This is a genomic window from Kribbella sp. NPDC048928, assembly GCF_043197975.1.
In the GTDB taxonomy this organism is placed as follows: domain Bacteria; phylum Actinomycetota; class Actinomycetes; order Propionibacteriales; family Kribbellaceae; genus Kribbella.
Window position 1 is genome coordinate 285,181 of record NZ_JBICUC010000007.1, and the last position, 24,993, is coordinate 310,173.

26 protein-coding genes are annotated in these 24,993 nt (G+C 68.8%); 10 read left to right on the forward strand and 16 right to left on the reverse strand.

The annotated features are described in order from the left end of the window. Nucleotides 1-5 precede the first annotated feature (5 nt). A complete protein-coding gene (locus ACGFI6_RS29565; RefSeq protein WP_393124244.1) occupies nucleotides 6-749 on the forward strand; it encodes a lysophospholipid acyltransferase family protein in 744 nt (247 codons plus the stop codon). A gap of 125 nt (nucleotides 750-874) precedes the next feature. Beyond that, a complete protein-coding gene (locus ACGFI6_RS29570) occupies nucleotides 875-1,399 on the forward strand; it encodes a hypothetical protein (RefSeq protein WP_393124246.1) in 525 nt (174 codons plus the stop codon). Here the strand turns inward: ACGFI6_RS29570 and ACGFI6_RS29575 are convergent. From ACGFI6_RS29575 to ACGFI6_RS29620, 10 genes are all read right to left on the reverse strand, one after another. Next, nucleotides 1,396-1,629: a hypothetical protein gene (locus tag ACGFI6_RS29575; RefSeq protein WP_393124248.1), complete on the reverse strand. Its 234-nt coding sequence runs from the start codon at nucleotides 1,627-1,629 to the stop codon at nucleotides 1,396-1,398. The genes ACGFI6_RS29570 and ACGFI6_RS29575 overlap by 4 nt on opposite strands. A 13-nt stretch (nucleotides 1,630-1,642) precedes the next feature. Beyond that, nucleotides 1,643-2,779 carry an anion permease gene (locus ACGFI6_RS29580; RefSeq protein ID WP_393124250.1) on the reverse strand — a complete coding sequence of 379 codons (1,137 nt, stop codon included), beginning with the start codon at nucleotides 2,777-2,779 and terminating at the stop codon, nucleotides 1,643-1,645. 108 nt (nucleotides 2,780-2,887) lie between these two features. After that, the gene (locus ACGFI6_RS29585) at nucleotides 2,888-3,151 is read right to left on the reverse strand and encodes a hypothetical protein (protein ID WP_393124252.1); all 264 of its coding nucleotides are present in this window, start codon (nucleotides 3,149-3,151) and stop codon (nucleotides 2,888-2,890) included. An 89-nt stretch (nucleotides 3,152-3,240) separates the two neighbouring features. After that, nucleotides 3,241-4,239 carry an anion permease gene (locus ACGFI6_RS29590; protein WP_393124254.1) on the reverse strand — a complete coding sequence of 333 codons (999 nt, stop codon included), beginning with the start codon at nucleotides 4,237-4,239 and terminating at the stop codon, nucleotides 3,241-3,243. Nucleotides 4,240-4,241: 2 nt separating this feature from the next. Beyond that, nucleotides 4,242-4,874 (reverse strand): DUF47 domain-containing protein, encoded by a 633-nt coding sequence (locus tag ACGFI6_RS29595; RefSeq protein ID WP_131345157.1) that lies wholly within the window; start codon nucleotides 4,872-4,874, stop codon nucleotides 4,242-4,244. Nucleotides 4,875-5,014: 140 nt separating this feature from the next. Continuing rightward, a complete protein-coding gene (locus tag ACGFI6_RS29600) occupies nucleotides 5,015-5,323 on the reverse strand; it encodes a DUF202 domain-containing protein (RefSeq protein ID WP_393124256.1) in 309 nt (102 codons plus the stop codon). Next, on the reverse strand, nucleotides 5,320-5,658 hold the full coding sequence (locus ACGFI6_RS29605; protein WP_393124258.1) for a YidH family protein: 339 nt from the start codon (nucleotides 5,656-5,658) through the stop codon (nucleotides 5,320-5,322). Before ACGFI6_RS29605 ends, ACGFI6_RS29600 begins: the two co-directional genes overlap by 4 nt. Then, complete coding sequence (locus tag ACGFI6_RS29610; protein ID WP_393124260.1) at nucleotides 5,655-6,929, reverse strand: glycoside hydrolase family 3 N-terminal domain-containing protein; 1,275 nt, start codon at nucleotides 6,927-6,929, stop codon at nucleotides 5,655-5,657. The genes ACGFI6_RS29605 and ACGFI6_RS29610 overlap by 4 nt, the downstream gene beginning before the upstream one ends. Nucleotide 6,930: 1 nt before the next feature. Then, nucleotides 6,931-7,344 (reverse strand): MarR family winged helix-turn-helix transcriptional regulator, encoded by a 414-nt coding sequence (locus ACGFI6_RS29615; protein ID WP_393124262.1) that lies wholly within the window; start codon nucleotides 7,342-7,344, stop codon nucleotides 6,931-6,933. Then, nucleotides 7,232-8,296 carry a DMT family transporter gene (locus tag ACGFI6_RS29620; protein ID WP_393124264.1) on the reverse strand — a complete coding sequence of 355 codons (1,065 nt, stop codon included), beginning with the start codon at nucleotides 8,294-8,296 and terminating at the stop codon, nucleotides 7,232-7,234. The genes ACGFI6_RS29615 and ACGFI6_RS29620 overlap by 113 nt, the downstream gene beginning before the upstream one ends. Before the next feature lie 54 nt (nucleotides 8,297-8,350). Here ACGFI6_RS29620 and ACGFI6_RS29625 point away from each other — a divergent pair, with 54 nt between their 5' ends. Further along, entirely contained in the window at nucleotides 8,351-8,956 is a 606-nt protein-coding gene (locus ACGFI6_RS29625; RefSeq protein WP_393124266.1) for a TetR/AcrR family transcriptional regulator, read from the forward strand. On the opposite strand, the gene ACGFI6_RS29630 is transcribed toward ACGFI6_RS29625, so the two are convergent. Both ACGFI6_RS29630 and ACGFI6_RS29635 read right to left on the reverse strand, forming a co-directional pair. Further along, nucleotides 8,953-9,618, reverse strand: a complete 666-nt coding sequence (locus ACGFI6_RS29630) for a potassium channel family protein (protein ID WP_393124268.1) — start codon at nucleotides 9,616-9,618, stop codon at nucleotides 8,953-8,955. The genes ACGFI6_RS29625 and ACGFI6_RS29630 overlap by 4 nt on opposite strands. Next, nucleotides 9,615-10,160: an acyl-CoA thioesterase gene (locus ACGFI6_RS29635; protein ID WP_393124270.1), complete on the reverse strand. Its 546-nt coding sequence runs from the start codon at nucleotides 10,158-10,160 to the stop codon at nucleotides 9,615-9,617. The genes ACGFI6_RS29630 and ACGFI6_RS29635 overlap by 4 nt, the downstream gene beginning before the upstream one ends. 220 nt (nucleotides 10,161-10,380) lie before the next feature. Between ACGFI6_RS29635 and ACGFI6_RS29640 the strand changes: the two genes are divergently transcribed. Continuing rightward, nucleotides 10,381-11,355 carry a hypothetical protein gene (locus ACGFI6_RS29640; protein ID WP_393124272.1) on the forward strand — a complete coding sequence of 325 codons (975 nt, stop codon included), beginning with the start codon at nucleotides 10,381-10,383 and terminating at the stop codon, nucleotides 11,353-11,355. A 36-nt stretch (nucleotides 11,356-11,391) separates the two neighbouring features. Here ACGFI6_RS29640 and ACGFI6_RS29645 read toward each other — a convergent pair whose 3' ends face one another. Then, the gene (locus tag ACGFI6_RS29645; protein ID WP_393124274.1) at nucleotides 11,392-12,015 is read right to left on the reverse strand and encodes a flavin reductase family protein; all 624 of its coding nucleotides are present in this window, start codon (nucleotides 12,013-12,015) and stop codon (nucleotides 11,392-11,394) included. 108 nt (nucleotides 12,016-12,123) lie between these two features. On the opposite strand from ACGFI6_RS29645, the gene ACGFI6_RS29650 reads away from it, so the two are divergent. From ACGFI6_RS29650 to ACGFI6_RS29660, 3 genes are all read left to right on the forward strand, one after another. Further along, nucleotides 12,124-13,089: an aminoglycoside phosphotransferase family protein gene (locus tag ACGFI6_RS29650; protein WP_393124276.1), complete on the forward strand. Its 966-nt coding sequence runs from the start codon at nucleotides 12,124-12,126 to the stop codon at nucleotides 13,087-13,089. 96 nt (nucleotides 13,090-13,185) lie between these two features. Then, on the forward strand, nucleotides 13,186-14,220 hold the full coding sequence (mgrA, locus tag ACGFI6_RS29655) for an L-glyceraldehyde 3-phosphate reductase (protein WP_393124278.1): 1,035 nt from the start codon (nucleotides 13,186-13,188) through the stop codon (nucleotides 14,218-14,220). A gap of 288 nt (nucleotides 14,221-14,508) precedes the next feature. Then, nucleotides 14,509-15,162, forward strand: a complete 654-nt coding sequence (locus ACGFI6_RS29660) for a hypothetical protein (RefSeq protein ID WP_393124280.1) — start codon at nucleotides 14,509-14,511, stop codon at nucleotides 15,160-15,162. 214 nt (nucleotides 15,163-15,376) lie between these two features. Here ACGFI6_RS29660 and ACGFI6_RS29665 read toward each other — a convergent pair whose 3' ends face one another. Both ACGFI6_RS29665 and ACGFI6_RS29670 read right to left on the reverse strand, forming a co-directional pair. Then, on the reverse strand, nucleotides 15,377-16,342 hold the full coding sequence (locus ACGFI6_RS29665; RefSeq protein WP_393124282.1) for a TAXI family TRAP transporter solute-binding subunit: 966 nt from the start codon (nucleotides 16,340-16,342) through the stop codon (nucleotides 15,377-15,379). Beyond that, on the reverse strand, nucleotides 16,339-18,327 hold the full coding sequence (locus ACGFI6_RS29670) for a TRAP transporter permease (RefSeq protein WP_393124284.1): 1,989 nt from the start codon (nucleotides 18,325-18,327) through the stop codon (nucleotides 16,339-16,341). The genes ACGFI6_RS29665 and ACGFI6_RS29670 overlap by 4 nt, the downstream gene beginning before the upstream one ends. Nucleotides 18,328-18,475: 148 nt before the next feature. On the opposite strand from ACGFI6_RS29670, the gene ACGFI6_RS29675 reads away from it, so the two are divergent. Further along, nucleotides 18,476-19,141, forward strand: a complete 666-nt coding sequence (locus ACGFI6_RS29675; RefSeq protein ID WP_012918592.1) for a response regulator transcription factor — start codon at nucleotides 18,476-18,478, stop codon at nucleotides 19,139-19,141. Between the two features lie 36 nt (nucleotides 19,142-19,177). Further along, entirely contained in the window at nucleotides 19,178-20,518 is a 1,341-nt protein-coding gene (locus tag ACGFI6_RS29680) for a sensor histidine kinase (RefSeq protein ID WP_393124288.1), read from the forward strand. A 19-nt stretch (nucleotides 20,519-20,537) separates the two neighbouring features. On the opposite strand, the gene ACGFI6_RS29685 is transcribed toward ACGFI6_RS29680, so the two are convergent. Further along, on the reverse strand, nucleotides 20,538-21,620 hold the full coding sequence (locus ACGFI6_RS29685) for a TAXI family TRAP transporter solute-binding subunit (protein WP_393124290.1): 1,083 nt from the start codon (nucleotides 21,618-21,620) through the stop codon (nucleotides 20,538-20,540). Nucleotides 21,621-21,811: 191 nt separating this feature from the next. Between ACGFI6_RS29685 and ACGFI6_RS29690 the strand changes: the two genes are divergently transcribed. Beyond that, complete coding sequence (locus ACGFI6_RS29690) at nucleotides 21,812-24,826, forward strand: alpha-mannosidase (protein ID WP_393124292.1); 3,015 nt, start codon at nucleotides 21,812-21,814, stop codon at nucleotides 24,824-24,826. Nucleotides 24,827-24,993: the final 167 nt, after the last annotated feature.

Consider the following 24,993-nt stretch of genomic DNA (forward strand, 5'->3'; position numbering starts at 1 on the left):
GGGTCATGCGAGACCTCGTCTACCCGCCCGTCATCGGCTTCGCGAAGACCGCCTTCCTGGCGCTCGATCTGAAGATCCGCCGGACCGGGACCGAACACGTCCCGCGCACCGGCGGCGCCCTGATCGCGATCAACCACATCAGCTACGTCGACTTCATCCTGGGCGGGTACGGCGCCGTGCCGGCCAAGCGGCTGACCCGGTTCATGGCCAAGGAAGTGCTGTTCCGCAATCGGTACTCCGGCCCGCTGATGCGTGGCATGCACCACATCCCGGTCGACCGGGACGCCGGCGCGACGTCGTACCGGACGGCCCTGGAGTACCTCGCCGCCGGTGAGCTCGTCGGCGTCTTCCCGGAGGCGACGATCAGCCGGTCGTTCGAGCTCAAGGAGTTCAAGTCCGGCACGGTACGGATGGCGGCGGAGGCCGGCGTACCGGTGCTGCCGATGATCCTGTGGGGCACCCAGCGGATGTTCACCAAGGACCGGCCGCGGGACTTCTCGAGGCATCGCCCGATCTCGATCAGCATCGGGGCACCGATCACCGTGACGGCCGCCGATGACCCGGCCGCAGCGACCGCGAACCTGCGCTCGGTGATGGCCGGGATGCTCGACGAGAGCATCCGCAGCTATCCCGAGCAGCCGGCCGGCGCCTGGTGGCTGCCGGCCTCGTACGGCGGCGGCGCGCCGACCCCGGACGAGGCCGAACGGCTCGACCGCGAGGAGCTGGCCGAGCGCCGCAAGAAGGCCTGAAACCCTTGACCTGCGGTGCGGATCGAGGGTACGAAAGCACTCGTTGACGTAGCAGGAACCTGGGGGGTCCCTGTGCGGCGAGCTGCTGCGGTGGCTCGCGTACTCGAGCGGGCGGGGGCAGGTTCTTGTTCGATTCACCGGAAGAGCTGCATCTTTTCGACCCCGGTGCCCTGACACCGGCACCGCATGTGGCCGAGCACATCCCGGATGCCGGCGCGTACTTCATCGACTGGGCGACCCGTGGTCTGTCCGCGGACCGTGCCCGCGAGGTGGAGTCCGCGGTGAACGGCCGGCGCAACCAGAACGGCTGGTTCCCACTCGAGTCGCTGGACAGCATCGGCCGGAAGGGGTTCTGGCGCGGCCCGCTGACCTACCTGGCGCGGATGACCGCCGACGACCCGCGGATCGTTCAGGAGTGGGCCACGGACGGCCTGGACGGCAAGCAGGCGACCGGCGTCGAGGCCACCGTGGACCATCTGCTCTACCAGCAGGGCCACGCGGCCGCAGCGACCTGGGCCGTCGCCGTACGCCCACGCACCTTCCTGGACGCGGAGGTCCTCGGCGACCGGCTCCTGGCCGCTTGGGAGTACAACCTCGGCTCCATCCGCGTGAAGGACGTCGCCAAGGCCGTACGCCGCTGGAACCGCTAGTGGAACTGCGGGATGATCAGGTACAGCCCGTAGAGCACCGCGGCCAGGCAGCCCGCGAAGCACAGTGCGGCGACACCGGTGTCCATGAAGGACGGCTGCCGCTTCTCGTCGATCGCCACGGCCCGCCGCGACATGGCGGTCACGCCGAATGCGAACAGGACCGCCAGGCCGACGCCGAAGATCAGGCTGACCAGTGCCACCTCACCGAGGGCACCCCAGTTGACGTGCATCGCCGTACTCCTCTCAGGCTGCCGCGGCCGTGGCTGCGGGGGTCGACGAGCTCGGGTACTCGTTCACGTTGTCCGACGTCACCGGGCGGCGCCGGGACGCGGCGTAGATCGCACCGCCGGCCGCCACCGCGAGGATCGCGATGATCACGACGCCGAGGTTGCCGGAGTCGGCGACCTCACCGGCCAGTGCACCGACGATCGCAGCGGCCGGCAGCGTCAGCAGCCAGGCCACGGCCATCCGGCCGGCCACCGTCCAGCGCACCTCGGCCAGCCGCTTGCCGAGTCCCGCGCCGAGGATGCTGCCGGAGCAGACCTGCGTGGTGGACAGCGGGAAGCCCAGGTGCGACGAGACCAGCAGCACCGAGGTCGAGCTGGTCTCCGCGGAGAAGCCCTGCGGCGACTCGATCTCGGCCAGCCCCTTGCCCATCGTCCGGATGATCCGCCAGCCGCCCAGGTACGTGCCGAGCGCGATCGCCGTACCGGCCGCCAGGATCACCCACAGCGGCGGCTTGGCACCGGAGTGCAGGCTGCCGGAGGTGATCAGTACGAGCGTGATCACACCCATCGTCTTCTGCGCGTCACCCGTGCCGTGCGCCAGCGAGACCAGCGACGCCGAGGCGATCTGCCCGGCCCGGAACCCGTCGTCGACCGACTTCTTCCGGGCCCGCTGGGTGATCTTGTAGGCCAGGAACGTGCCGAGCAGCGCGACGACACCGGCCACGATCGGCGCCGCGACGGCCGGGATGATGATCTTCTGGACGACCGTCGCGAAGTGCACGGCGCTGCTCCCGGAGGCGATCCAGGTGGCGCCGATCAGACCGCCGAAGAGCGCGTGCGACGAGGAGCTCGGCAGGCCGACGTACCAGGTCATCAGGTTCCAGAGGATGGCCCCGACCAGGCCGCCGAAGATCACCGGCACGGTCACCTTGGCGTCGTCGACGATGCCGCTGGAGATCGTCTTGGCGACCTCGGTCGAGATGAACGCGCCGACCAGGTTCAGTACCGCGGACAGCGCGACCGCGATCTTCGGTTTCAGGGCCCCGGTGGCGATCGAGGTCGCCATCGCATTGGCGGTGTCGTGGAACCCGTTGGTGAAGTCGAACACCAGCGCGGTGACGATCACGACGACGACAAGGAACGACAGATCCATTGCGATCACTTCCCTCGGCGGACGATCAGCAGCGTCGATCGACCGTAGGCCGGGTGAGTGAATTCCGAATGAACCGGTTCGGCAGGCTCCGGTACCTGGAGCTGAGGATCAGATGTAGGTCAGCCGGTAGAAGTGATGGAGGCTGACGTAGACCGACGCGCAACTCTCGGTGATCCGATGCCCCTGGGCGGCGACTGCGGCGGCACGCCCTGTGCACTCCCACAGGCCCTTGAACAGCTCGGTGTAGATCACGGACCGCGGCGCCACCTGGTCCTGCGTTGCATGGTTCGTTGCCGCTTCGGCCGGCGTGATCCCGGCGACGCCCGCACCCGCAACGACGCCGGCTACAGCCACCATCTGCACTGCTTTCACAACTTGCTCCCTGGGCCTGGAGGGTTTCAGAAAACCCAGAGTGGGAGCCCAGTGGGGTCTTGGGGGGTCGCTTCGAGGAACGTCGAAGATCACTCGAGGATCAGGTGGACCAGGCCGTAGACGAGGGCCGCGACGACGCCTGCGGCCGGGATGGTCAGGACCCAGGCGGTGACGATGCCTTTGGCGACGCCCCAGCGGACCGCGGACAGTCGCTTGGTGGCGCCCGCACCCATCACCGCGGAGGTGATCGTGTGGGTGGTCGAGACCGGCGCGTGCAGGCCGATCGCCATCACGTACAGCACCGCGGCGGAGACGGCCTCGGAGGCGAACCCGCGGGCCGGGTCCAGATGGATGATGCGGCGGCCGAGCGTCCGCATGATCCGCCAGCCGCCGGAGTACGTACCGAGTGAGATCGCGGTCGCGGCGGACAGCTTCACCCAGATCGGGATGCCGTCCTTGGGGTCGGCGTGCCCGGTGCTGAGCAGCGCCAGGAAGATCACGCCCATCGTCTTCTGCGCGTCCTGCAGGCCGTGCCCGAGCGCCATCGCGGCCGCCGACAGCGACTGCGCGAGCCGGAACCCGCGGGTGGTCTTGCCGGGGTTGTTGTTCCGGAACAGCCACAGGATCCCGGTCATCAGCAGGAACGCGCCGACGAACCCGACCGCGGGCGACAGCACCATCGGGATCACGACCTTGTCGACGATCCCGGACCACAGCACCACGCTGCTGGACGCCAGGCCGGCCCCGACCAGTCCGCCGATCAGTGCGTGCGACGAGGAGCTGGGGAGTCCGAAGTACCAGGTGATCAGGTTCCAGGTGATGGCACCGATCAGGGCGGCGATCACGACGACCAGCCCATGGCGGCCGCCGGGGGTGTTGATGATGCCCTTGCCGACGGTCTCCGCGACCTCGGTGCCGAGGAACGCGCCGAGGAAGTTCATCACCGCTGCCATCGCCAGCGCCACCCGCGGCGTCAGGGCCCGGGTGGAGACCGAGGTCGCGATCGCATTGGCGGCGTCGTGGAAGCCGTTGGTGTAGTCGAAGGCCAGCGCGATGACGACGACGGCGATGACGAGCGTGAGCTCCACGCTCAGCTCTCCTTGACGGCGATCTGCTCGACCGTGTTGGCGACGTGCTCGAACGCGTCGATCGCGGCCTCCAGCAGGTCGACCACGGTCTTCAGCTTCATCACGGTGAGGGCCTCGTACTCGCCGCTGAACAGCTTGGCGACCAGCCTGCGGTGGACCGCGTCACCGGTGTTCTCCAGCCGGTTGATCTCGATCCAGTACTCCGCGAGGTCCTTCATGGTCCGCAGCCGCGGCATCGTCTCCGCGGTCAGCTGGGCGGCGCGCTGGAGGACCTCGATCTGCTCGGCGATCTCCTCCGGCAGCTTCTCCAGGTTGAAGAGGTGGATCGTGTCGACCGCTTCCTCCATGAAGTCCATCACGTCGTCGAGATCGGAGGCCAGCCGGTAGATGTCCTCGCGGTCGAACGGGGTGACGAAGGTCGAGTTCACCCGCCGGATGATCGAGTGGGTGGTCTCGTCGGCCGCGTGTTCCGCGTCCTTCATCTGGGCGGCGATCTGGTGGCTGGAGGACAGCCCGGTCCCCGCCGTACTGCCGAGCAGTTCCGCCAGGATCCGCGATCCCTCCACGAGGTGGTTGGCGGACTCGGTGAAAAGGTCGTAGAACGTCGGGTCGTTCGGACGCAGACGTAACGGCACTTCAAGCTCCGGGTGAACGAGGGACAAACCGTGAACATGCTAGGGGGAACGTACCGCTGACTTCGCATCCGGCTGGGTCAACGTACCGCGTCGTGGTGAACTGCCTCGCGGGGCGATATACAGTTGGTAACCGATCGGTTTCATCGCGTGATCACGGCGTAGAGGTCGAAGAGCCCCACGACGAGCACCAGACCGGCCGCGACCCGGAGCACGTGCTGGTGGCCGAGAGCATGCACCGCACCACCCTTCGTCCGCCGGTAGACGGCGCCGACAGCGGTCCAGCAGCCCAGTGAGAGCACGAGAACGACGATTCCGAGACCGGTCCGGACCTCTGACGATCCGTGGCCGGAGGCGAGCAGTAGTGCGCCGTTGGCGAGCAGACCGAGGGCCGTACGGCGCCACGCGAGCAGTGTCCGCTCCGGCTGGCGGCCGGGATCCGGTGTGCTCATCGCCACAGTGAGAACAGCAGCCCGACCAGCCCGACCACGGCGATCGTTGCCCCGAGCATCAGCGGCAGCCGGCTCGCCGGGAGGGCGCCACCGCGCCGGATAGCGGTCAGGTTGAGCTGCCAGCGCCGGAACGCGCCGGCCGTGGTGACGATCCCGGTCAGGACCAGTACGACACCGATGATCCGGGCGGGCCAGCGATCCGGGCCGAGATCGAGGAACTGTACCGCCGACAGGCCGCCCGCGTAGCAGGCGAGCGAGGTCCGCAGATAGGCCAGATAGGTGCGCTCGTTCGCCAGGGTGAAGCGGTAGTCGGGCTCTTCCTCCTCCGCACTCATCCGCAGCTCACCAGACCGTTGCTCTGTTTGAGGGTCAGCACACGCCGCACGCTACTCGTCAGCTTCGCGGCGAAGAGCTTGTCCTCCCCGGCCTTGGCGACCAGTGCGTTCACCATGGTCGCGGTCAGCCTGGCCTCGGCGTTGATCACGATGTCCCCGCCGGCCGCGACGAACCGGGTCGCCCGCTCGCCGGCCGGGACCGACTGCACCTCCGCGGCGGACCCGACGTCGTCGGTGATCACGACTCCGTGCCAGCCGAGGTCGCCGCGCACCATGCCCTGGATGACGGTCGGCGAGAACACCGCCCGGTTCTTCGGGTCGATCCGCGTGTAGGTCACGGTCGAGATCATCACCATCGACGTACCGGCCTTGATCGCCTCGGCGAACGGCCGCAGCCCGGCGTCGCCGCGGACCGTGACGTCGTCGGTGACCCCGGCGGAGAAGTCGGTGTTGCCGCGCACCCGCCCGAGTCCGGGGAAGTGCTTCACCGATGTCGCGACCCCGGCCGCCCGCATGCCCTGGACGAAGGCCTGCACGCCGCGGCCGGCGTCCTCGGGGGTGTTGCCGTACTCGCGGTCCAGCTGGCCGATCGGTGCGTTCTCCGACTTCAGCGAGCTGGGTACGACGTCGCCGACCGGCGCGAGGTCGACGTTGACGCCGGCGTCCTTGAGCTGCCGGCCCCACCGCTTCGCCTGGGTCGTGAGCTTCGAGCTGGACCAGGTGCCCTGGATCGTAGCGGCCGGGATGCGGTCGAACCCGGATCCCTTCAGCCGCTGGATCTTGCCGCCCTCCTGGTCTGCCGCGATCAGCGGCCGCACGCCCTCGACCGTCGCCGCAGCGGTCACCGCGGCCGTCGCCGTACGGGTGCTGGTCAGGCTCCCGCTGTCGCCGACCAGGAACACGCCGCCGGACTTCTGCTGCCGTACGACCGAACGCTGGGCCGACGTCATGCCGGCGGCGGCGATGCCCGTCATGATCAGTTGCCCGGCCCGCTCCCGGAGTGTGAGGGCCTGGAGCTTCTGATCGACGCAGCTCGCCGCACTGGTCGGCGCCTCGGTCGGTGCCTGCGTCGGTGGCTGGGTCTGTTGCGCCGTCGCGCTGGGGGTCTCGGCGGGTGTCGTCGCAGGGGTGGTGCCCGGATCGACCGAGCCGGTCGTCGGGACCGTGGACGACGGGACGGTGGCCGGGCCGGCTGTCGGTTCGGAAGCGTTGTCGGCACAACCGGTGACAGCGAGGGCAGTCAGCGCGATCAGCGCGACCGGACGCCTCATCTCAGTTCCGCTCCCACGCCGCACGGTCGACAGTGTCACCCGAATGCCGGGCCAGCGTCGCGCAGACGTCGTACAGCTGCTCGACCTGCTCCGGACTCAGCGCGTCGAAGATCGAGCCGCGGACCTCCTCGACATGGCCCGGCGCGGTGTCCACCAGCTTCTGCCGCCCCAGCTCGGTGAGGATCGCGACCTGACCGCGACGGTCGGACTCGATGCCTTCGCGCCGTACCCAGCCGTTCTGCTCGAGGCGGTTGACGGCATGCGACAGCCGGCTGCGGGAGCCCTGGGTGGCAACCGCGAGTTCACTCATCCGCAGCCGGTTGGCCGGCGCCTCGGACAGCCGGACGAGAATCTCGTAGTACGTGTGCGGAATTCCGGCGTCGCGTTGGAGTTGCTGCTCGATCCGGCTGCTCACTACGCGCTGCGCCGCGATGTACGCGCGCCAGGCCTGTGCCTCTGTCTGGTTCAGCCACCGGGGTTCCGCCATCCCCGCAGCGTACTGGTTCACGGATCCGGATCAGCAGCACGGCGGCAGCACACACGAGCATGCCGAGAACGGCCGCTAGGCCGATCGTTTCGTGGAACAGCAGGAACGCGAACACCATCGTGGTCGGCGGCACCAGATACAGCAGGGAGCTGACCCGCGTCGCACCGGACAGCCTGAGGTTGACCAGGTACAGACCCCAGCCGCCACCGGTCGCGAGCAGCACCAGCCAGAGGACCGCGCCGTAGAAGCCTGGCTGGTCGGGCACCGTCAGGCGGTGGGTCGACGCGGCCAGTGCTGTGAAGAAGACAGCCGACACCAGGCTCTGGACTGCCAACGCGTCCAGGGCGCTCGTGCTCGGCTTGCGCTGCCGGTCGAGACAGGTGCCCGCCACCAGGCCGAAGAGACCGGCGATCGGCACCAGGAAGAGCACGGGCGAGGCGTGGCCTGCACTGAGGTCGTCGGCGACGACCAGGCCGACGCCGGTGAGACCGAGACCTAAGCCGATCCACTGCCGCCGGCTGACGCGTTCACCGAGCAACGGCCCGGCGAGGGTCGCGATCAGAATCGGCTGGAGCGAGCCGATCAACGCAGTGATCCCGGCGGGGATCCCGTGGTCGATACCGACGAAGATCAGGCCGAGGTAGACGAACTGGGTCAGGAACGCCATCCACACCTGGGTCACCAGGTCCCGGCGCGAGATCCGCGGGCGCCGGACTGCGAGCAGCGCGACGCCGATCGCCCCTGCGACGAGGAACCGCCAGGCGAGCAGGTCGAAGGCACTCGTGTACTGCGTTCCCCAGCGCGCGCCGATGAAGCCGCAGCTCCAGAACACGACGAACCCGGCTCCGGCGGCCAGTGCCCGCGCCCTGTGCTTGATCATGACAACGACAGTAACCACACCGGTCGGTATACTGTCAGTATGCTCGACCACCAGATGAGACTGATCGTGGACCGCCGGGCGGAGCCGGCACCGCGGCTGACCCCGGCCGGCGAGCGGATCCTGACGGCCGCGTCGACGCTGTTCTACGAGCAGGGGATCCGGACCGTCGGCGTCGATGCGATCGCCGCGGCGGCGGACGTCACTAAGAAGACGCTGTACGACCGGTTCGGGTCGAAGGATCGGCTGATCGCCGCGTACCTGGAGGAACGGAACCGGATCTGGCACCGGTTCCTCGACGAGCAGCTCGCCGCCCGGGATCCGGCGACGCCCGAAGCGGTGATCCTGGCGCTGTTCGCCGCGCTGACGGACTGGCTGGCGGGCTCCCGCAACGGGTGCGGGTTCATCAACGCCAGCGTGGAGCTGGCCGCGCCGGACCATCCGGCGATGCCGGTGATCGTCGGCCAGAAGCAGTGGATGCGGTCCGAGTTCGAGGCACAGGCCCGGGCGGCCGGGTTCGCGGATCCGGGCGAGCTGGCCGATCGGCTGCTGCTCCTGCACGAGGGAGCGCTGGTCAGCTACCGCGTTGCGGCGATGCCCTCAGCACCGGAGGTCGCAGGCCGAGCCGCCGCCGACCTGCTGGCCGGCTGGCCGCGGGACTAGGGCGTGGCGTTGCGTTTGGTGATGGTCAGGCCAACGAGCCTGGACACGACCATCGCGACGTAGCCGACGCCGGCCAGTTGTTCGAGCATGACGACCGAGCGGCCCCACGCCGTGATCGGGACGATGTCGCTGAGCCCTGTACTGGACATCGTGGTGAAGCTCAGGAAGAGCAGCTCCATCCACGTACGATTGTTGCCAGAATCAACGGCCGCGGTGAAGCTGCCGGGGACGAGCGCCTGCACGAACACGTACAAGTAGGCGAATCCCCAGGCCACCAAGGTGAAAGTGGCACCGGTCGCGAACAACTCGTCGACGCTGACGTCGTGGTCGGAGAGCATGTAGCGGAGCAGGCTGTACGCCGCGTAGAAGTAGAACGCCGCGTGCAGGATGCCCGAGATCGCGACGACCGCGTTCGTCGGGTTGAAGGCGTCGAGGACGGACAGTGTGACCGCGGGGATGCCCAGGCAGACGCTGATCCAGGTGAGGCCCGGCGTCGCGCGGACCGAGACGACGGCGAGGACCAGTACGACGATGCCGAGGATCTCGAACGCGACCCGTCCCGGGCTCGACCCCTCCATCGCCGGGTAGACCAGGACACCGAGCAACTGCACAACGAGCAGCACCGCCGACGGGTTGCGCCGGGCGTATCCGATGATCTTCATTCCGCGGCCTGCTCTTCGTGGGCCTGCTCTTCGTGGGCCTGGTCTTGGCGGGACGCGATGATCGCGGTCCGCCGGGCGAGTCGGTGACTGCGGCGGATCTCCGCCTCCCGCAGCCGCCGCCGGTCCTCGTCGGTCTCCGGCACCGCCTGCGGTACCTCGCGCGGCTTGCCCTCCTCGTCGACCGCGACGAACACCAGGTACGCCGACGCGACGTGCATCTGCGGGCCGACCGCGTCCCACCGATCGGCCGTGATCCGGACGCCGACCTCCATCGAGCTGCGGCCGGTCCAGTTCACCTGGGCGCTGAAGTGCACGACGTCGCCGACCCGGACCGGCACCAGGAAGACCATCTCGTCCATCGAGGCCGTGACCGCGGGGCCACCGGAATGCCGCGCGGCGACCACGCCCGCGACCGAGTCGACCAGCGTCATGATCACGCCGCCGTGCACGGTGCCGAGCAGGTTGGTCTCGTTCTGCGCGGTGATGTGCGACAGCGACAGCCGCGTCTCCGAGGTCGGCCGCGACGACGGGCTGCTGGACATGGCGCGCTCCTTCGGACTTACCCGGTCGGTCTGCCGCAGCGTATCCGGCCGGTTGTCCACAGGTTCGGATCCGCGGCTCCGGCGAGACCGGATCCTCGTACCTTCTCTGCCGACTTCTTCACCGCCGCGCTGCACCGCCCTCCGCGGCCGCACCTCCGCAGCCGACCCCTCGCCGCCTTCCCTGTCTGGCGACCTTCCTCCGCTCATCGGGAGTCCCGTGATGCCCATCGACACGACCGAACCTGCCTACGGCAACGACTACAGCAACGACTACTGCAGCAACCCCAACCTGCCCGATCCCGTCCTGCCGCCGCTGTCCCGCCGGCAGGCCGATCGGCTTGTGTGCCTTGCGTTGCACGCGGCCGCTGACCTCGACCTGACACTGACCTATCGCGGCGGCGCCGCCCTGGTGCCGACCGATCCGGCCTCCGACAAACCGATGGTCGGGCTCAGCAACCTCGCCCGCGTCGTTGCCCGCTACGAGGAGGACAACTGGCCGGATCTCGTCGAGGAGCACCTCCGCCACATCCTCGAGCAGCTCCGTGACGGGTCGCCGCCGCTGCCCGCGGATCCCGAGGGCGAGCTGATCCAGCGGATCGTGCCGCGGGACGCGCTGCCGCCCGACTGGACGACCGACCGTCCGGACTTCGTACCCGGCCTGATCTCCGTCCCGTCCATGGAGGCGGACGGCATCGTCACGATGTTCCTGGAGCCCTCAGATCTGGACCTGTCCTGGTCGGATGCCGAGCGCTTCGGTCTCGCCAACCTCCGCCGCCTGCAGGACGGGGTCGAGTTCATCGACCACGAGGACGTACAGATCGCCTTCGTCAGCGGGGACGGTTATGCAGCGTCCCGCGCGCTCGTCCTCGACACGGTGCTGCGCGAGACCCTCCAGGTCCAGGACGCTCCGTACGGTGTGCTCGCCACGCTGCCGACCCGCGACACCCTCATCCTGCACGTCATCGAGGACCTCGGTGTCATCCCGGCCCTCGGCCTCCTGCTGAACCTCGCCGCCCGCTGCTACTCCCGCGACCCCGGCCCGTTGTCGCCCGACGTCTTCCTGGTGACGTCCGACTTCACCTGGCACCCAGCCACGACAGCGCCGACCGACCACGCACCATTGCGGCTCTCCTCCGAACTCGAGTCCCTCGTAGAACAACTCGCCACCCGCGAAATCACCGGGCCCCCTCGATGACACGCGCCCTAGTGCCTCGTTGCTAACGACGGAGCTCTACGTGGCAGGAGGTGTGAAATGACCGGGCCAGTCGGCGTAGCGGATGCGCGAGATCTCTCGGACTTCACCGAGCGTGGTCCACTCGTCCTTGCCGAGTCTGGCGAGCGGACGGAGCCGGCGGACCTCGGGATGGTTCCCGTCGAGTACGTCGGCGTCGATCGCGAGGTGGCGGACCTGACCGATGACCAGCGTGCAGTCTCCGAGCGCGAGCGTGGTGTGCAGCGTGCATTCGATCGCGACGGGCGACTCCGCGACCCGCGGGACGGCGATCGTCCGGGACGGCTCGGCCGTGACGCCGATCGCCTCGAACTCCGACACCTCCGGCGGGAAGCTGGTGCCGGACGCGTTCACCTGCTCGTACAGCGGTTCCGCGGCGAAGTTCACCACGAACTCGCCCGTCGCCTCGACGTTGTTCAGGCTGTCCTTGCGTCCCACCGAGGTGAACTGCACCATCGGCGGCTGCACGGACGCCACCGTGAAGAACGAGTGCGGCGCCAGGTTCAGCACGCCGTCGGCCGAGCGGCTCGACACCCACGCGATCGGCCGCGGTACGACCACCGAGTTCAGCAGCGCATAGAACTCTCGCCGGCCGGCCGTCTCCGGATCTACATCGACACGCACGCCCGAAGTACATCAAACTCGGTGAATGCCGCCGTACCCACCTCGAGTGTTCGGTCACGAGACACCCGGGAGCCGGCCGGCGGTCCCCGCGGACATTGGAGAGCTGGATTGGGCGAGCAGCACGACTTCCTCGAACAGGTAACTGCGGTCGCCCGACGGCACGGTGTCGACCCCGGGCAGGTGCAGGAGGTCGCCGGCGGCGTGGCCAACCGCGGGTTCGTGCTCGGCGAGCACCTGTTCCTGCGGGTCAGTCGGCCGGGCTACGAGGACGACCTCCTGAAGGAGACTCGTGTCGTGCCTGCGGCGCGGCAGGTCGGCGTACTGACCCCGGCCATCATCGAGTACGACGACACGCGCCGCGTGATCGATGCGCCGTACGCCGTGATGGAGCGCGTCCACGGCACCGAGCCGACCGAGCTCCCGACCGGCCTGGCCGAACAACTCGCCCGCCTCCACCAAATCGAACACACCCCACCCACCACACACCCGCCCGTCGACGCCACCGCTCCACGCCAGAACGGGGAGGTTGCGGGCGCGGCGCATCGGGGTGGGGGTGTCGAGCTTGCCGGGCTGTCGGAGGACGGCTGGGGTGATCCGTGGCGGACGATCGACGACTTGGCCGATCGGGGGTACATCGATCCGGGGACGGCAACCTGGCTGACCGGGTGGTTCACGCGGCTCACGCAGCAGATCGACGGCAGCGGGCCGAAGGTGCTGATCCACGGAGACGTTGCCGCCCACAACCTTCTCGCCGGCCCGGACAACGACCTCCGCGGCCTCATCGACTGGGGCGACGCCGCCTGGGCCCCGCACGCGATGGAGTTCGCCAAGCTCCCGCTCACCCAGGTCGCGATGCTCCTCCCCGACTACCTCCAGCACTGCCAGTCACCACAGACCGAGCACGAGCTGGCAGCCGCCGTCCTCTGGTTCCACCTCTCCTGGGCGCTTGCCAAGCTCCCCGCTGCTCCTTGGCCCGGCCAACGCCATTGGACCGCGCCCACCACCAGCCGTCTGCTCGGTCTCCTGCACTTCTTCACCACCGCCCCGCCGGCGCCCTGGTCCGAGCTGGCGTGAGATCAAGAAGGTGGGGTTCTTGGAGTCAGCGATCGGGTTTCTGCTTGAAAACAAGGGGGTTTGAACTTGTTGTGACATGGGGCAGACTGGGGTTCCGTGACTGACTATGAGGCGGCCGCGGGCCGGTACGACGACCAGATGACCTACCGGCGGACGGGCCGGAGCGGGCTGCGGCTCCCGGCGATCTCGCTGGGGTTGTGGCACAACTTCGGTGACGACAAGCCATTCACGACGCAGCGGGACATCCTGCGGCGGGCGTTCGACCTCGGCGTCACGCACTTCGACCTGGCCAACAACTATGGCCCGCCGTACGGGTCCGCCGAGACGAACTTCGGGACCCACTACGCGCGGGACTTCAAGAAGTACCGCGACGAGCTGATCATCTCGACCAAGGCCGGCTACGACATGTGGCCGGGGCCGTACGGTCAGGGCGGCGGCTCGCGGAAGTACCTGCTCGCCTCGCTGGACCAGTCGCTGAGCCGGATGGGCCTGGACTACGTCGACATCTTCTACTCGCACCGGTTCGACCCGGACACCCCGCTCGAGGAGACGATGGGCGCGCTGGACGCGGCCGTCCGCTCGGGCAAGGCGCTGTACGCGGGCATCTCGTCGTACTCCGCGGACCGGACGCGGGAGGCCGCACGGATCCTGCAGGAGCTCGGCACGCCGCTGCTCATCCACCAGCCGTCGTACTCGATGCTGAACCGGTGGATCGAGGAGGACCTCATCGACGCGGTCGGTGAGCTCGGCGTCGGCGTCATCGCGTTCTCGCCGCTCGCGCAGGGCGTGCTCACGAACCGCTACCTGGACGGTATCCCGGCCGACTCGCGGGCCGCGCAGGGCAAGTCGCTGAACCCGGACTCGCTGACCGAGGACACCCTCAAGCACGTCCGCGCGCTGAGCGAGATCGCCAAGGAGCGCGGTCAGTCCGTCGCGCAGCTCGCGCTCGCCTGGACGCTCCGCGACGACCGCGTCACCAGCGCGCTGATCGGCGCCTCCAGCGTCGCGCAACTCGAGGACAACCTCGCCACGGTCCGCAACCTGGGCTTCTCCGACGAGGAGCTCAAAGCGATCGACGCCGACGCCGTCGAGGCCGGCATCAACCTCTGGAAGAAGAGCTCGGACTCCTAACCACAGGCGTCAGCCGGCACCTGCCGAGCGCGCAAACCCACCAGCTGGGAGGTTGACCTTCCAGCTGGTGGGTTTGCCGGCGGCATGAAGCGGACGAAGCCACCAGCTCAGAGGTCAACCTCTCAGCTGGTCCGGCGCGGTCCGCTGGTCCGGGGCGGCCCGCTGGTCCGGCGCGGACAGCTGGCACGGCTCGGCTCACGCCCGGGAAGGTTACGGAGCGGGTAGGGGTGGTTGCGGTTCGGCGAGGATGGGCACACGCTGGAGGGTGACCCCCTGGAGGTGGTTGCCATGACCGCTTCGACGCTCGAAATGGCCCTGAACTACGAACACGAGCGCATCCGGGAGCTGGCCGAGCCGGCCCACCACCCGGACGCGGCGCACCCTGAGAACCGGCACCAGACCGACTGGTTCTACGCGATCGCGGCGCAGCATCTGGCCGCGGCCGAGGACGTGCTCCTCCCACACGTCCGGCGGCTCCCCGACGGGGCCGGACTGGTCACCAGGTACGTCGGCAACGCAAGGGACCTGGAGCGCTCGCTGCGGTTCCTCAAGGGACGGCAGTACGGCGACAGCCGGTTCCTGCACCTGGAGCACGACGACCTGTGGCAGCACATCGACCGGCTGCTCGACGAGCACGAGTCGATGGAGGCGAAGTACAGCCGCCAGATCACCGACCTGCTCGAGGCTTCGGACGTGAACACGCTGACCGAGGACCTGCTGGAGGCAGAAGAGGTCGCCCCGACCAGAGCGCACCCGGCCTCGCCACACACCGGTATGCCCGGCCGGATCGCGCACCGGATGTGGCGGATGGCCGACACCGCGTGGGACAGCGCCGAGGGACGTGTCGTACCGACGAAATACCACGCTCACCCGAAGCGCGATTCCGCCCTCTCGCACTACCTGTACGGCACACCGATGCCGCACGAGGAGGAACCGAAGTAGGAGGGCCCGGCCCCGGCGGATGCCTCCGCCGGAACCGGGCCCGGTGTGCCGACTCCCACTGCGCCTGGTTGTGGGAGCCGGCGCGGGTCCCGTCGCCGCTGCGCCTGATGTGCGGAGCGGGCCCCTGCGTCCTCCCCCGCTGCGCCTGGTGTGCGGGGGAGGACGGTCAGTGTGCTGGGGGTCGCCCGACCTGCTACCGGTACCCAGCCAGTCCCTACTTCAGGCCGTCGAGCGCCTTCTTCGCCCCCGGATGCAGCGGCACCGGGTCGGTCTTGGCGGCGTTGTCCAGCGTGATGCCCTTCGCTGCCGCGTTCACCGCGACCAGGGCAGGCATGTTGTCGTACAGGGTCTTGGTCAGCTGCTCGGCCAGGTCGTCCTTCATGTCCTTGCGGACCAGCAGGACGTTCGGTACGACGATCGTCGCCACGTCGGCCGGCTGCTTGTAGGTCGCCGCCGGGATCGGCGCGGCCGAGTAGACCGAACCGTACTTCTCCTGCATTTTGGGCAGCAGATCCGTGATCGGCAAGAGCTTCACGCCTTTACCCATGCTGGTGGTCAGGTCGGTGATGCCGCCGGTCGGCAGTCCACCAGACCAGACCAGGGCGTCGATCGACCCGGACTTCATCGCGTCCACCGACTCCGGCAGCCCGAGCCGCTGCGCGGTCACGTCCTTCGCCGGATCCAGCCCGGCCGCCTCGAGCAGCCGGCGCGCGATCACCTCGGTCCCGGAGTTCGGCGAGCCGGTCGAGACCCGCTTGCCCTTCAGGTCAGCGATCGAGTTGACGCCCGCCGAGGTCCGTACGGCGACCTGTGTGTAGTTGTTGTAGAGCCGGGTGAGCGCGACGACGTCCTGCTTGGACTTGAAGCTGTTCTCGCCGTTCACCGCGTCCGCCGCGGAGTCACCGAGTGAGAAGGCGATGTCGTAGTTGCCGCTGACCAGGCCCTGTATGTTCTGCACCGAGGCGCCGGTCTCGCTGGCCGTCGCCCGGTAGCCGGACATCTTCTGCGAGATCACCGAGGCGAACGCACCACCGAGCTGGTAGTACACGCCCGTCGTGTTGCCGGTGGCAATCGTCAGCCGGCCGCCCTCGGCGGTCCCGGATCCGGACGGTTCACGTTGACCGCCACAGGCGGCAAGTGAGAGGACAGCAGCGAGCGCCACGAGGTGACGGAGTCTCATACGGTTCCTTCCTCGGCAGCGGCCTGGCGTTGCCGCCGGACCAGGTTGATGACGACGGCGACAAGTAGCAAACAGATTCCGACCATGATGGTTACGGGCGTGAGGTAGAGCAGCAGCGCCGCGGCCGGTACGCAGACCGCGCGCTCCAGCCAGGTCGCACGGACGAACACCCAGCCGCCGGTGACCACCGCGAGCGCGGCGACCGCCAGCATCGACACCAGCGTGGTCCAGACCATCCCCACGAACGATCCCTGACCGAGCAGGTGCGCGCCGTTGTCGGTGAGTACGAACGCGAACGGCACCAGGAAAGCCGGCAGCGTGTACTTCCACGCCTGCCACATCGTCGGGATCACCCGGCCACCGGTGATCGCGGCGGTCGCCACCGCGGCCAGGGCGGTCGGCGGCGACACCTCCGACAGGACGGCGTAGTAGAAGATGAACATGTACGCCTCGGGCTGCGTCACGCCGAGGTTGACCAGCGCGGGCGAGATGATCACCGCCGCGATGATGAACGAGGCGGTCACCGGCACGGCAAGGCCGAGGATCAGCACGGCCACCGCGGACAGCACCACGGTCAGGATCAGCACCACGGTGTGGTTGTCGGTCAGCCCGTGGGCCGCGTTGACGATGATCTCCGCGAGGTTCAGCCCGAGCCCGGTCTGGGTGGTGACCGCGACGATCACGCCCGCGGTCGCGCAGGTCGCCGCCACCGGCAGCACCGAACGGGTGCCCTGGGCAAGCGCCTTGAACAGCGGCCGCCCGGTCAGCCGGTGCGTACGGTCCAGGAACGACAGCCCGAACTGGATGATGACGGCGTACACGACGGCCTTGAACGGCGGGATGTCGACCGCCATGAACGCGATGATCACGAACAGCGAGAGGAAGTGGTACCCGAACCGCAGCAGCAGCCGCAACGCCGAGTCCTTGGAGGTCTCCGCCGATGTCGTCCCGTGCTTGCGGGCGTCGATCTCGATCGCCAGCAGGATGCCGAGGTAGTACAGGATCGTCGGGATCACCGCGAACCCGAGCACCTTCAGGTACGAGACCTGCAGGAACTCCGCGATGATGAACGCGGCCGCCCCGAGCGTCGGCGGCGACAGGATCGCCCCGATCCCGGACGCGGCGAGCATTCCGCCTGCCGGTTCGGGCGGGTACCCGGCGCAGCGCAGGATCGGCCAGGACACGGTGCCGAGCGACACCGCGGTCGCCGTCCCCGAACCCGACACGCTGCCGAGCAGAAAGCCCGCGAGGGTGACCGTGCGGCCGGGCGCCGTACGGCTGCGTTTGAACGCCGCGAACGACAGGTCGATGAAGAACTTGCCTGCACCGGAGTAGTCGAGCACCGCGCCGTAGATGGTGAACAGCACGATGTACGACGCCGCGACGTTCAACGGTGTCCCGTAGAAGCCGGCCGTACCCATCGTGAGCTGGGCGATGATCGCGTCGAAGTTGAAGCCCTGGTGGGCCAGCGACCACGTGTACGGCAGATAGCCGCCGTAGTACGCGTACGCGAGGAAGACCAGGCTGAACACCGGCAGCACCCAGCCGGTCGTCCGGCGGCACGCTTCGAGCAGCAGCACCAGCAGAACGGTCCCGGCCAGGAGATCCAGCGTGCTCGGCGCCTGCCGGCGTTCCAGATAGCCGTCGAAATCGAAGAGCGGGTAGATGCAGACAGCGAACGCGACGACCGCGAGGATCCAGTCGCTCAGGCCCGGGTCGTCGTGCTCCCGCGCCTTGAACGGATTGAGGAACGCCGGCACCTTCCAGCCCCGGTAACACAGCAGCGTGATCGGCAGGATCGCTGCGAGAAAGATCACCAAATAGAACTGGGTGCCCTGTGGTAGTGGGAAGAACACCTGCGCGAGCACGCCGAGGCTGACGATTGCGCACCAGACCGAAACCACCAGGTTCAGGGCAGGGCGAAGCCGCCGAGCGGGGCGTTCCTGTTCGTACTCGGCCAGTTCTTCCTCGGAGGGCGCGGTCACACCACCTCCGCCATCAACACCGACAGTCATTCAGCGGTTCCCTCCTGTGTCCGGAAGGCTAATGATGCCGAACACGGCATGGAGTCGTGTGATTACGTCTTTACCAAGATCTGACACATCAGGCCGTGACCTGGCCTACGATCACCGCATGAGTGGCGCGGTCCGGATTCTGCTGGTCGAGGACGATCTCGATATCGCCAATGCCCTGATACCCGCCTTGCGGCGTTACGGGCTGATGGTGACCCACGTCCGGACGGCGGCGGACGCCTTGGCGGCCGACCCCGGCGACCTGGTCCTGCTGGACCTCGGGTTGCCGGACGGCGACGGCATCAACGTGTGCCGGCAGATCCGTACGGTCTCCGACGTCCCGGTGATCGCGGTGACGGCGCGCGGCGAGGCGGCCGACCGGGTCCGCGGGCTGCGCAGCGGCGCCGACGACTACGTGGTGAAACCGTTCGCGATTTCCGAGCTGCTGGCCCGCATCGATGCTGTACTTCGTCGTACCGGTCTCTTGCAGCCCCGCCCCCGGGTGACTGTCGGCGACCTGACCGTGGACATCGAAGCCCGAACGGTCCAGGTGGCGGACAAACCCATCAGTCTGACCCGCAAGGAGTTCGACGTGCTCGCAGTACTGGCCGCGCACCACGGCCGGGTGGTCCCCCGGGAACAGGTCGCCCTGTACGCCTGGCAGTCGGTGTTCGAGGCGTCCTCGCGCACCATGGACGTCCACGTCGCCAGCCTGCGCGCCAAGCTCGGCCGCCCCGAGCTGGTCCAGACCATCCGCGGCGTGGGTTACCGCCTGGGTTCGGACTGACCGTTGCGCCGTCGACTACTGCAGTCCCTTGTCCCGATGGTCATCGCGCTGGCGATCGTCGCGGTGATCCCGCTGGCGAACTTCATCGCCACGTCGACCTCGCGCACGCTCTTCCTGTCCCGGAGCAACGACGCGGACTGGTTCGCCGCGATGGCCGAAGGCCCGCTGCAGACCGGTGACATCGCCAACCTGCGTGAGCTCGCGGTCCGGTACCAAGAGCTCTACAACACCCCCGTCTTCGTCGTCGACGTCAACTCCCGCGTCGTCGCCACCTCGGTGTCCGGCGTGGACGTCTACGAGGACGACATCGCGACGGCCCTGCACAGCACGCTGGCCGGCCGGCTGCCGCCGGAGCCGCCCGCGCTGTGGCCGTGGCGTTCCGGCGAGATGATCGTGTCCCGTCCGGTCGTCAACAACGGCAGCGTGCTCGGTGCAGCCGTACTGCGGGTTCCCACCGAGAACGCCCGCGCCCAGGTGCAGAGCGGGCTGCTGCTGCTTCTCGGCGGCCTGCTGATCAGCATCGGCGCGATCATCGTCGGCATCGTCCGGCCGATCACCCGCTGGGTGCTGCGGCCGTTGCAGGACCTCGACAACGCCACCCACCAGATCACCCGCGGCGCGCTCGACACCCGAGTGTCGACCGACGGCCGCGCACCGGAGCTGAGACGGCTCGGCGACAGCTTCAACTCGATGGCGCTGAGCCTGCACCAGGCGCGGCAGCGTGAGCGCGAGTTCGTCGCGGACGCGTCGCACCAGCTGCGGACGCCGTTGACGTCTGCCCGGATCCACATCGAGGGCCTGTCCCGGCTGTCGCCGACGGCGCGGTTCGCGCTCAGCGACATCGACCGGCTCGGCCGGATCGTCCAGCGGCTGTCCCGGCTGGCCGGCTCAGACCGCCCGTCGGCCGATGCCGAAGGCAACGAAGCGCCGCTGGACCTGGCCCAGGCCGTGAAGGAGCGGCTGGTCGGCTGGAAGGCCGTGTACTCCGCCGACGACCTGGAGCTGATCATCGGCGAGATGGTCCCGGGTGGGGTCGCGCCGGAGCTCGAGGTCGACGACATTCTCGACGTACTGCTCGACAACGCGTCCAAGTACGGCGCCCCGCCGGTGGAGGTCTCGGTCACCCGGGACGGCACCGAAGTGGTGATGTCGGTGCGCGACCACGGTCTCGGCCTCGGATCCCGGGACCTGAAGAAGGTCGGCGAGCGGTTCTGGCGTAGCGCCCACCACCGGGAGATGCCCGGTACCGGTCTGGGGCTGGCGATCGTCCGCTCCGAGGCCGCGCGGGTCGGCGGCCGTGTGGTCGCCCGTCCGCCGATCGGCGGCGGCCTGGTGATCGAGGTCCGCGTCCCGCTGATCGAGGACTACGACGCCTGACCCTGCACGGTGTGCAGGGTCAGATGTGGTTCTGGCGGTACCAGCGCTCCGCGGCGGGGTGCAGCGGTACCGGCATGGTGGCGATCGCAGACCGCGGGTCCAGCGCACCGGCCTCGGGATGGGCGTTCGCGTTCTGTTTGGGGTCGCCCTGTTTGGCGCCCGGGGTCGGAGTGCCCTGGACCAGGTCGTTCTGGCGACGGAACAGTGTGTTGACCGTCCACCAGGCCCAGGAGTCGGACAGCGTCGCCTTCGCGATCAGGTAGTTCGGGACCGCGAGCGTCGGCACCGAGCTGGCCAGTCCGTACTGCGACGGCGGGATCGCCGACACCAGGAAGCCGCCGAAGTTGTGCAGCGCGATCGGCTCGGCCACCTTGACGATGTTCAGCAGCCGGAACCCGATCCCGTTCTGCAGGTCGGCGATCGGCTTGGTCGGGACGCCGCCGCTCCAGATGAAGGCATCGAGCAGCGGCGCCTTCCGCGAACTGGTAGGCGCCAGGCCGGCGACCATCTCGGCGAGCGTCAGGTTCTTCCGGATCACGTCGACGCCGGCTTTGCTCAGGATCAGGTTCGCGACGATTTCCGTCCCGGAGCCCTTCGGCCCGACACCCACCACCAGCTTCCGGCCGCCCTTGACCGGGTTCAGGTCTTTGAGCTCCGTCGCCTTCGACGCCATCGGTACGACGACGTGCACGTAGTTGTCATACACCCGGGCGAGCGTGACGAACCGGCGGGGCCCGCTGTTGAACGCGCCGGTGCCCTCGTAGGCGGCCAGCGCCGAGTCCGCCGTACAGAACCCGAGATCGGCCTTGCCCGCGGCGACCGTGTTCAGGTTCTCCACGGAGCCGTTGCTCGGGATCGACGTCAGCTCGACGCCGGTGACCTCGCTCACCAGCTTGCTGAGCGCCGTACCGAAGTCGTTGTAGACGCCGCCCGCGTTGCCGGTGATGAACGTTCCCGGCTCCGACGGCGCGGGCTCGTCCGCACGGCCGCGCGAGCAGCCCGGCAGCAGCAACCCGGACGCGGCGGCGGCGCCGAGGCCGAGCACACTGCGGCGGGTCAGGCCGGTTGTCCGGGCAGAAGGGAGCAGGCGGGGGCGATCCATGCAGACAACCTAGACAACAATGGGGGCCTGCCGGTAGCCGTGTCGGCGGCCCGCAACCCAACCGCTACCCACAGGTACGCACCCCGACCGTGTCGAAACTGCGTCTGGACTCAGCCGGGGTCGGTGTGACAGCGTTGTCATCGGTGCGGCCGTAGCGGCCGCGTGAGGATCCTTTCCCGGAGGCTGATTTCGTGCACGACGACCGTCAACTCATCGAGGAGCGGCTCAGGCGCGCCCTGCGGGAGCGGCTCCGCCCCGCGATCTACGGCGCGGCGGTCCCGCTGGACATCGAGGTGTGGCATGCGCCCGGCGAGCCGGTGGCCCCGGCCGAGGCGCTCGCCCAGACCTTCGAGCCGGCGCAGATCGGGCTGCCCTGGGGTCCGGCGTGGGGAACCGCGTGGTTCAAGTTCAGTGGGCAGGTGCCCGCCGAGTGGGCCGGCAGCGAGATCGAGGCGGTCATCGACCTCGGCTTCAGCGGCGGCCCGGGGTTCTCCGCGGAGGGCCTGGTGCACACCACCTCTGGCAAGCCGCTCAAGGGCCTGCACCCCCGGCAGACGTACGCGCCGCTGTCGATCCTCGGCCCGGACGGTACGGCTGCGTCCGCCGGTGACCGGATCGAGTTCTACGTCGAGGCGGCCGCGAACCCCGAGATCCCGCTCGACAACGCCTATGCCAAGACCGACATCGGCGCCGGCCTCGGCGACCACCCGATCTACCAGCTGACCCGTGCGGACCTGGCAGTCTTCAACGCCGAGGTGTGGGACCTGATCCTCGACCTCGAGGCGCTGGCCGGCCTGCAGAACGAGCTCTCGCTGCAGGACCCGCGGCGCCGGGAGATCCTGCGCGCGCTCAGCCGCTCGCTGGACGCGCTCGACTACGAGAACGTGGCCGGCACCGCCGCGGACGCCCGCGCCCAGCTCACCGACGTACTGAGCCGCCCGGCCCACGCCAGCGCGCACCAGCTCTCCGCGGTCGGTCACGCGCACATCGACTCCGCCTGGCTCTGGCCTCTCCGCGAGACCCGCCGCAAGGTGGCCCGGACCGTGTCCAACGTTGCCACTCTTGCCGAGGAGTACCCGGAGCTCGTCTTCGCGTTCTCGCAGGCACAGCAGCACGCCTGGGTGAAGGACAACTACCCCGAGGTCTGGGAGCGGCTCAAGAAGGCCGTTGCCGAGGGCACCATCGTTCCGGTGGGCGGCATGTGGGTCGAGTCCGACACCAACCTGCCCGGCAGCGAGGCGCTCGCCCGGCAGTTCGTGCACGGCAAGCGGTTCTTCCTGGACGAGTACGGCATCGACACCCAGGAGGTCTGGCTGCCGGACTCGTTCGGCTACACCGCGGCGCTGCCGCAGCTGGTGAAGCTGTCCGGCTCGAAGTGGTTCCTGACCCAGAAGATCTCCTGGAACAAGGAGAACAAGTTCCCGCACCACACCTTCTGGTGGGAGGGTCTGGACGGGACGCGCGTGTTCACGCACTTCCCGCCGATCGACACGTACAACTCCGACCTGTCCGGTCGCGAGCTCGCGCACGCACAGCGCAACTTCGCCGAGAACGGTGCCGCGACCCGCTCGCTGGTTCCGTTCGGGTACGGCGACGGCGGTGGCGGCCCCACCCGTGAGTTCGTCGCGACCGCGCGCCGGGTCGCGAACCTGGAGTCCTCGCCGCGGGTGACGATCGAGTCGCCGACCGAGTTCTTCAGCGCGGCCGAGGAGGAGTACCGGGAGAACGCGCCGGTGTGGTCCGGCGAGCTCTACCTGGAGATCCACCGCGCGACGTACACCTCGCAGGCCAAAACCAAGCAGGGCAACCGGCGTACCGAGCACCTGCTCCGCGAGGCCGAGCTGTGGAGCGCCGCGGCGGTCGTCGCAGGCAAGCTCGACGCGTACCCGTACGAGGACCTGGACCGGCTGTGGAAGGTGGCGCTGCTGCACCAGTTCCACGACATCCTGCCGGGCTCGTCGATCTCGTGGGTGCACCGCGAGGCGGAGCGGACGTACGCGAAGCTCGCCGACGAACTGGACGCGATCATCTCCCGGGCGCAGCACGCGCTGGCCGGCGAGGGCTCGGAGCAGATCGTCTTCAACGCGGCGCCGCACGGCCGCAACGGCGTCGCCGGTCTGGGCGCGGGCGTCGCGACCACGGCCGGCCAGGCGGTCACCGTCGAGAACGGCGTGATCGACAACGGCCTGATCCGGGTCACCATCGACGAGCGCGGCCTGATCACCTCGCTGTACGACGTCGAGGCGCAGCGCGAGGTCATCGCACCGGGTGCCGTGGGCAACCTTCTGCAGCTGCACGTGGACACCCCGAACCACTGGGACGCCTGGGACGTCGACTCGTTCTACAAGAACAACGTCCGGGACGTCACCGAGGTCGACAGCGTCGACTTCAGCAGCGCCGACGACGAGGTGACCGTGGTCGTGAAGCGGTCCTTCGGCCGCTCCACCGTCACCCAGACGCTGCGGGTCAGCCCGGGCACCAAGCGGGTCGACATCGAGACCGAGATGGACTGGCACGAGTCGGAGAAGTTCCTGAAGGCGGCGTACCCGGTCGACGTGCACGCCGACCGGTCGGCGTCGGAGACGCAGTTCGGGCACATCTTCCGGCCGACCCACCAGAACACCTCGTGGGACGCGGCGAAGTTCGAGATCGCTGCGCACCGCTGGGTGCACGTCGCCGAGGCCGGCTACGGCGTTGCCGTGGTCAACGACTCGACGTACGGCCACGACATCAACCGGACCGCCCGCGAGGACGGTGGCACCACCACCACGATCCGGACGTCGCTGATCCGGGCGCCGCGGTTCCCCGACCCGCAGACCGACCAGGGCGTGCACGTCGTGAACCACGCGCTGGTGGTCGGCGCAGGCATCCCGGAGGCGATCGAGGAGGGCTACCGGATCAACCTGCCGGAGCGCCTCGTCACCGGTGCCGCCGGCGTCGAGCCGATCGTTGCTGTCGACAACGACAACGTGATCGTCGAGGCGCTCAAGCTGGCCGACGACCAGTCCGGCGACGTCGTCGTCCGGCTGTACGAGTCCAGCGGCGGCCGCTCCCGCGCCACCGTCACACCGTCCTTCCAGGCGGCGTCGGTCAGCGAAGTCGACCTCCTCGAGCGCAACCTCGCGGACCGGGACCTGGACAACAACGGAGTCACCTTCGAACTCCGCCCGTTCCAGATCCTCACCCTCCGCTTCACCCGCGCCTGACCACCCACTCCCCCGACGGCCCGCCCACCACCCCCGGGCGGGCCGTCCCCATTTGCCTGGCAGACCCAGCAATTTCCCTGGCCTGCCAGGCAAATCGTGGGTTCTACACCGGTAAAACGGGTCCGGAACCCCGGATTTGATGGGTCTGCCAGGCAAATGGGGATCAG

Bases quoted from the DNA above. Each gene is read 5' to 3' on its own strand.
- ACGFI6_RS29575 (WP_393124248.1), bottom strand. From the start codon at position 1,629: ATGCACGTCAACTGGGGTGCCCTCGGTGAGGTGGCACTGGTCAGCCTG.
- ACGFI6_RS29580 (WP_393124250.1), bottom strand. From the start codon at position 2,779: ATGGATCTGTCGTTCCTTGTCGTCGTCGTGATCGTCACCGCGCTGGTG.
- ACGFI6_RS29605 (WP_393124258.1), bottom strand. From the start codon at position 5,658: ATGAGTGCGGAGGAGGAAGAGCCCGACTACCGCTTCACCCTGGCGAAC.
- ACGFI6_RS29625 (WP_393124266.1), top strand. From the start codon at position 8,351: ATGAGACTGATCGTGGACCGCCGGGCGGAGCCGGCACCGCGGCTGACC.
- ACGFI6_RS29610 (WP_393124260.1), bottom strand. From the start codon at position 6,929: ATGAGGCGTCCGGTCGCGCTGATCGCGCTGACTGCCCTCGCTGTCACC.
- ACGFI6_RS29640 (WP_393124272.1), top strand. From the start codon at position 10,381: ATGCCCATCGACACGACCGAACCTGCCTACGGCAACGACTACAGCAAC.
- ACGFI6_RS29685 (WP_393124290.1), bottom strand. From the start codon at position 21,620: ATGGATCGCCCCCGCCTGCTCCCTTCTGCCCGGACAACCGGCCTGACC.
- ACGFI6_RS29635 (WP_393124270.1), bottom strand. From the start codon at position 10,160: ATGTCCAGCAGCCCGTCGTCGCGGCCGACCTCGGAGACGCGGCTGTCG.
- ACGFI6_RS29660 (WP_393124280.1), top strand. From the start codon at position 14,509: ATGACCGCTTCGACGCTCGAAATGGCCCTGAACTACGAACACGAGCGC.
- ACGFI6_RS29665 (WP_393124282.1), bottom strand. From the start codon at position 16,342: ATGAGACTCCGTCACCTCGTGGCGCTCGCTGCTGTCCTCTCACTTGCC.
- ACGFI6_RS29680 (WP_393124288.1), top strand. From the start codon at position 19,178: ATGGTCATCGCGCTGGCGATCGTCGCGGTGATCCCGCTGGCGAACTTC.
- ACGFI6_RS29620 (WP_393124264.1), bottom strand. From the start codon at position 8,296: ATGATCAAGCACAGGGCGCGGGCACTGGCCGCCGGAGCCGGGTTCGTC.
- ACGFI6_RS29600 (WP_393124256.1), bottom strand. From the start codon at position 5,323: ATGAGCACACCGGATCCCGGCCGCCAGCCGGAGCGGACACTGCTCGCG.
- ACGFI6_RS29565 (WP_393124244.1), top strand. From the start codon at position 6: ATGCGAGACCTCGTCTACCCGCCCGTCATCGGCTTCGCGAAGACCGCC.
- ACGFI6_RS29630 (WP_393124268.1), bottom strand. From the start codon at position 9,618: ATGAAGATCATCGGATACGCCCGGCGCAACCCGTCGGCGGTGCTGCTC.
- ACGFI6_RS29675 (WP_012918592.1), top strand. From the start codon at position 18,476: ATGAGTGGCGCGGTCCGGATTCTGCTGGTCGAGGACGATCTCGATATC.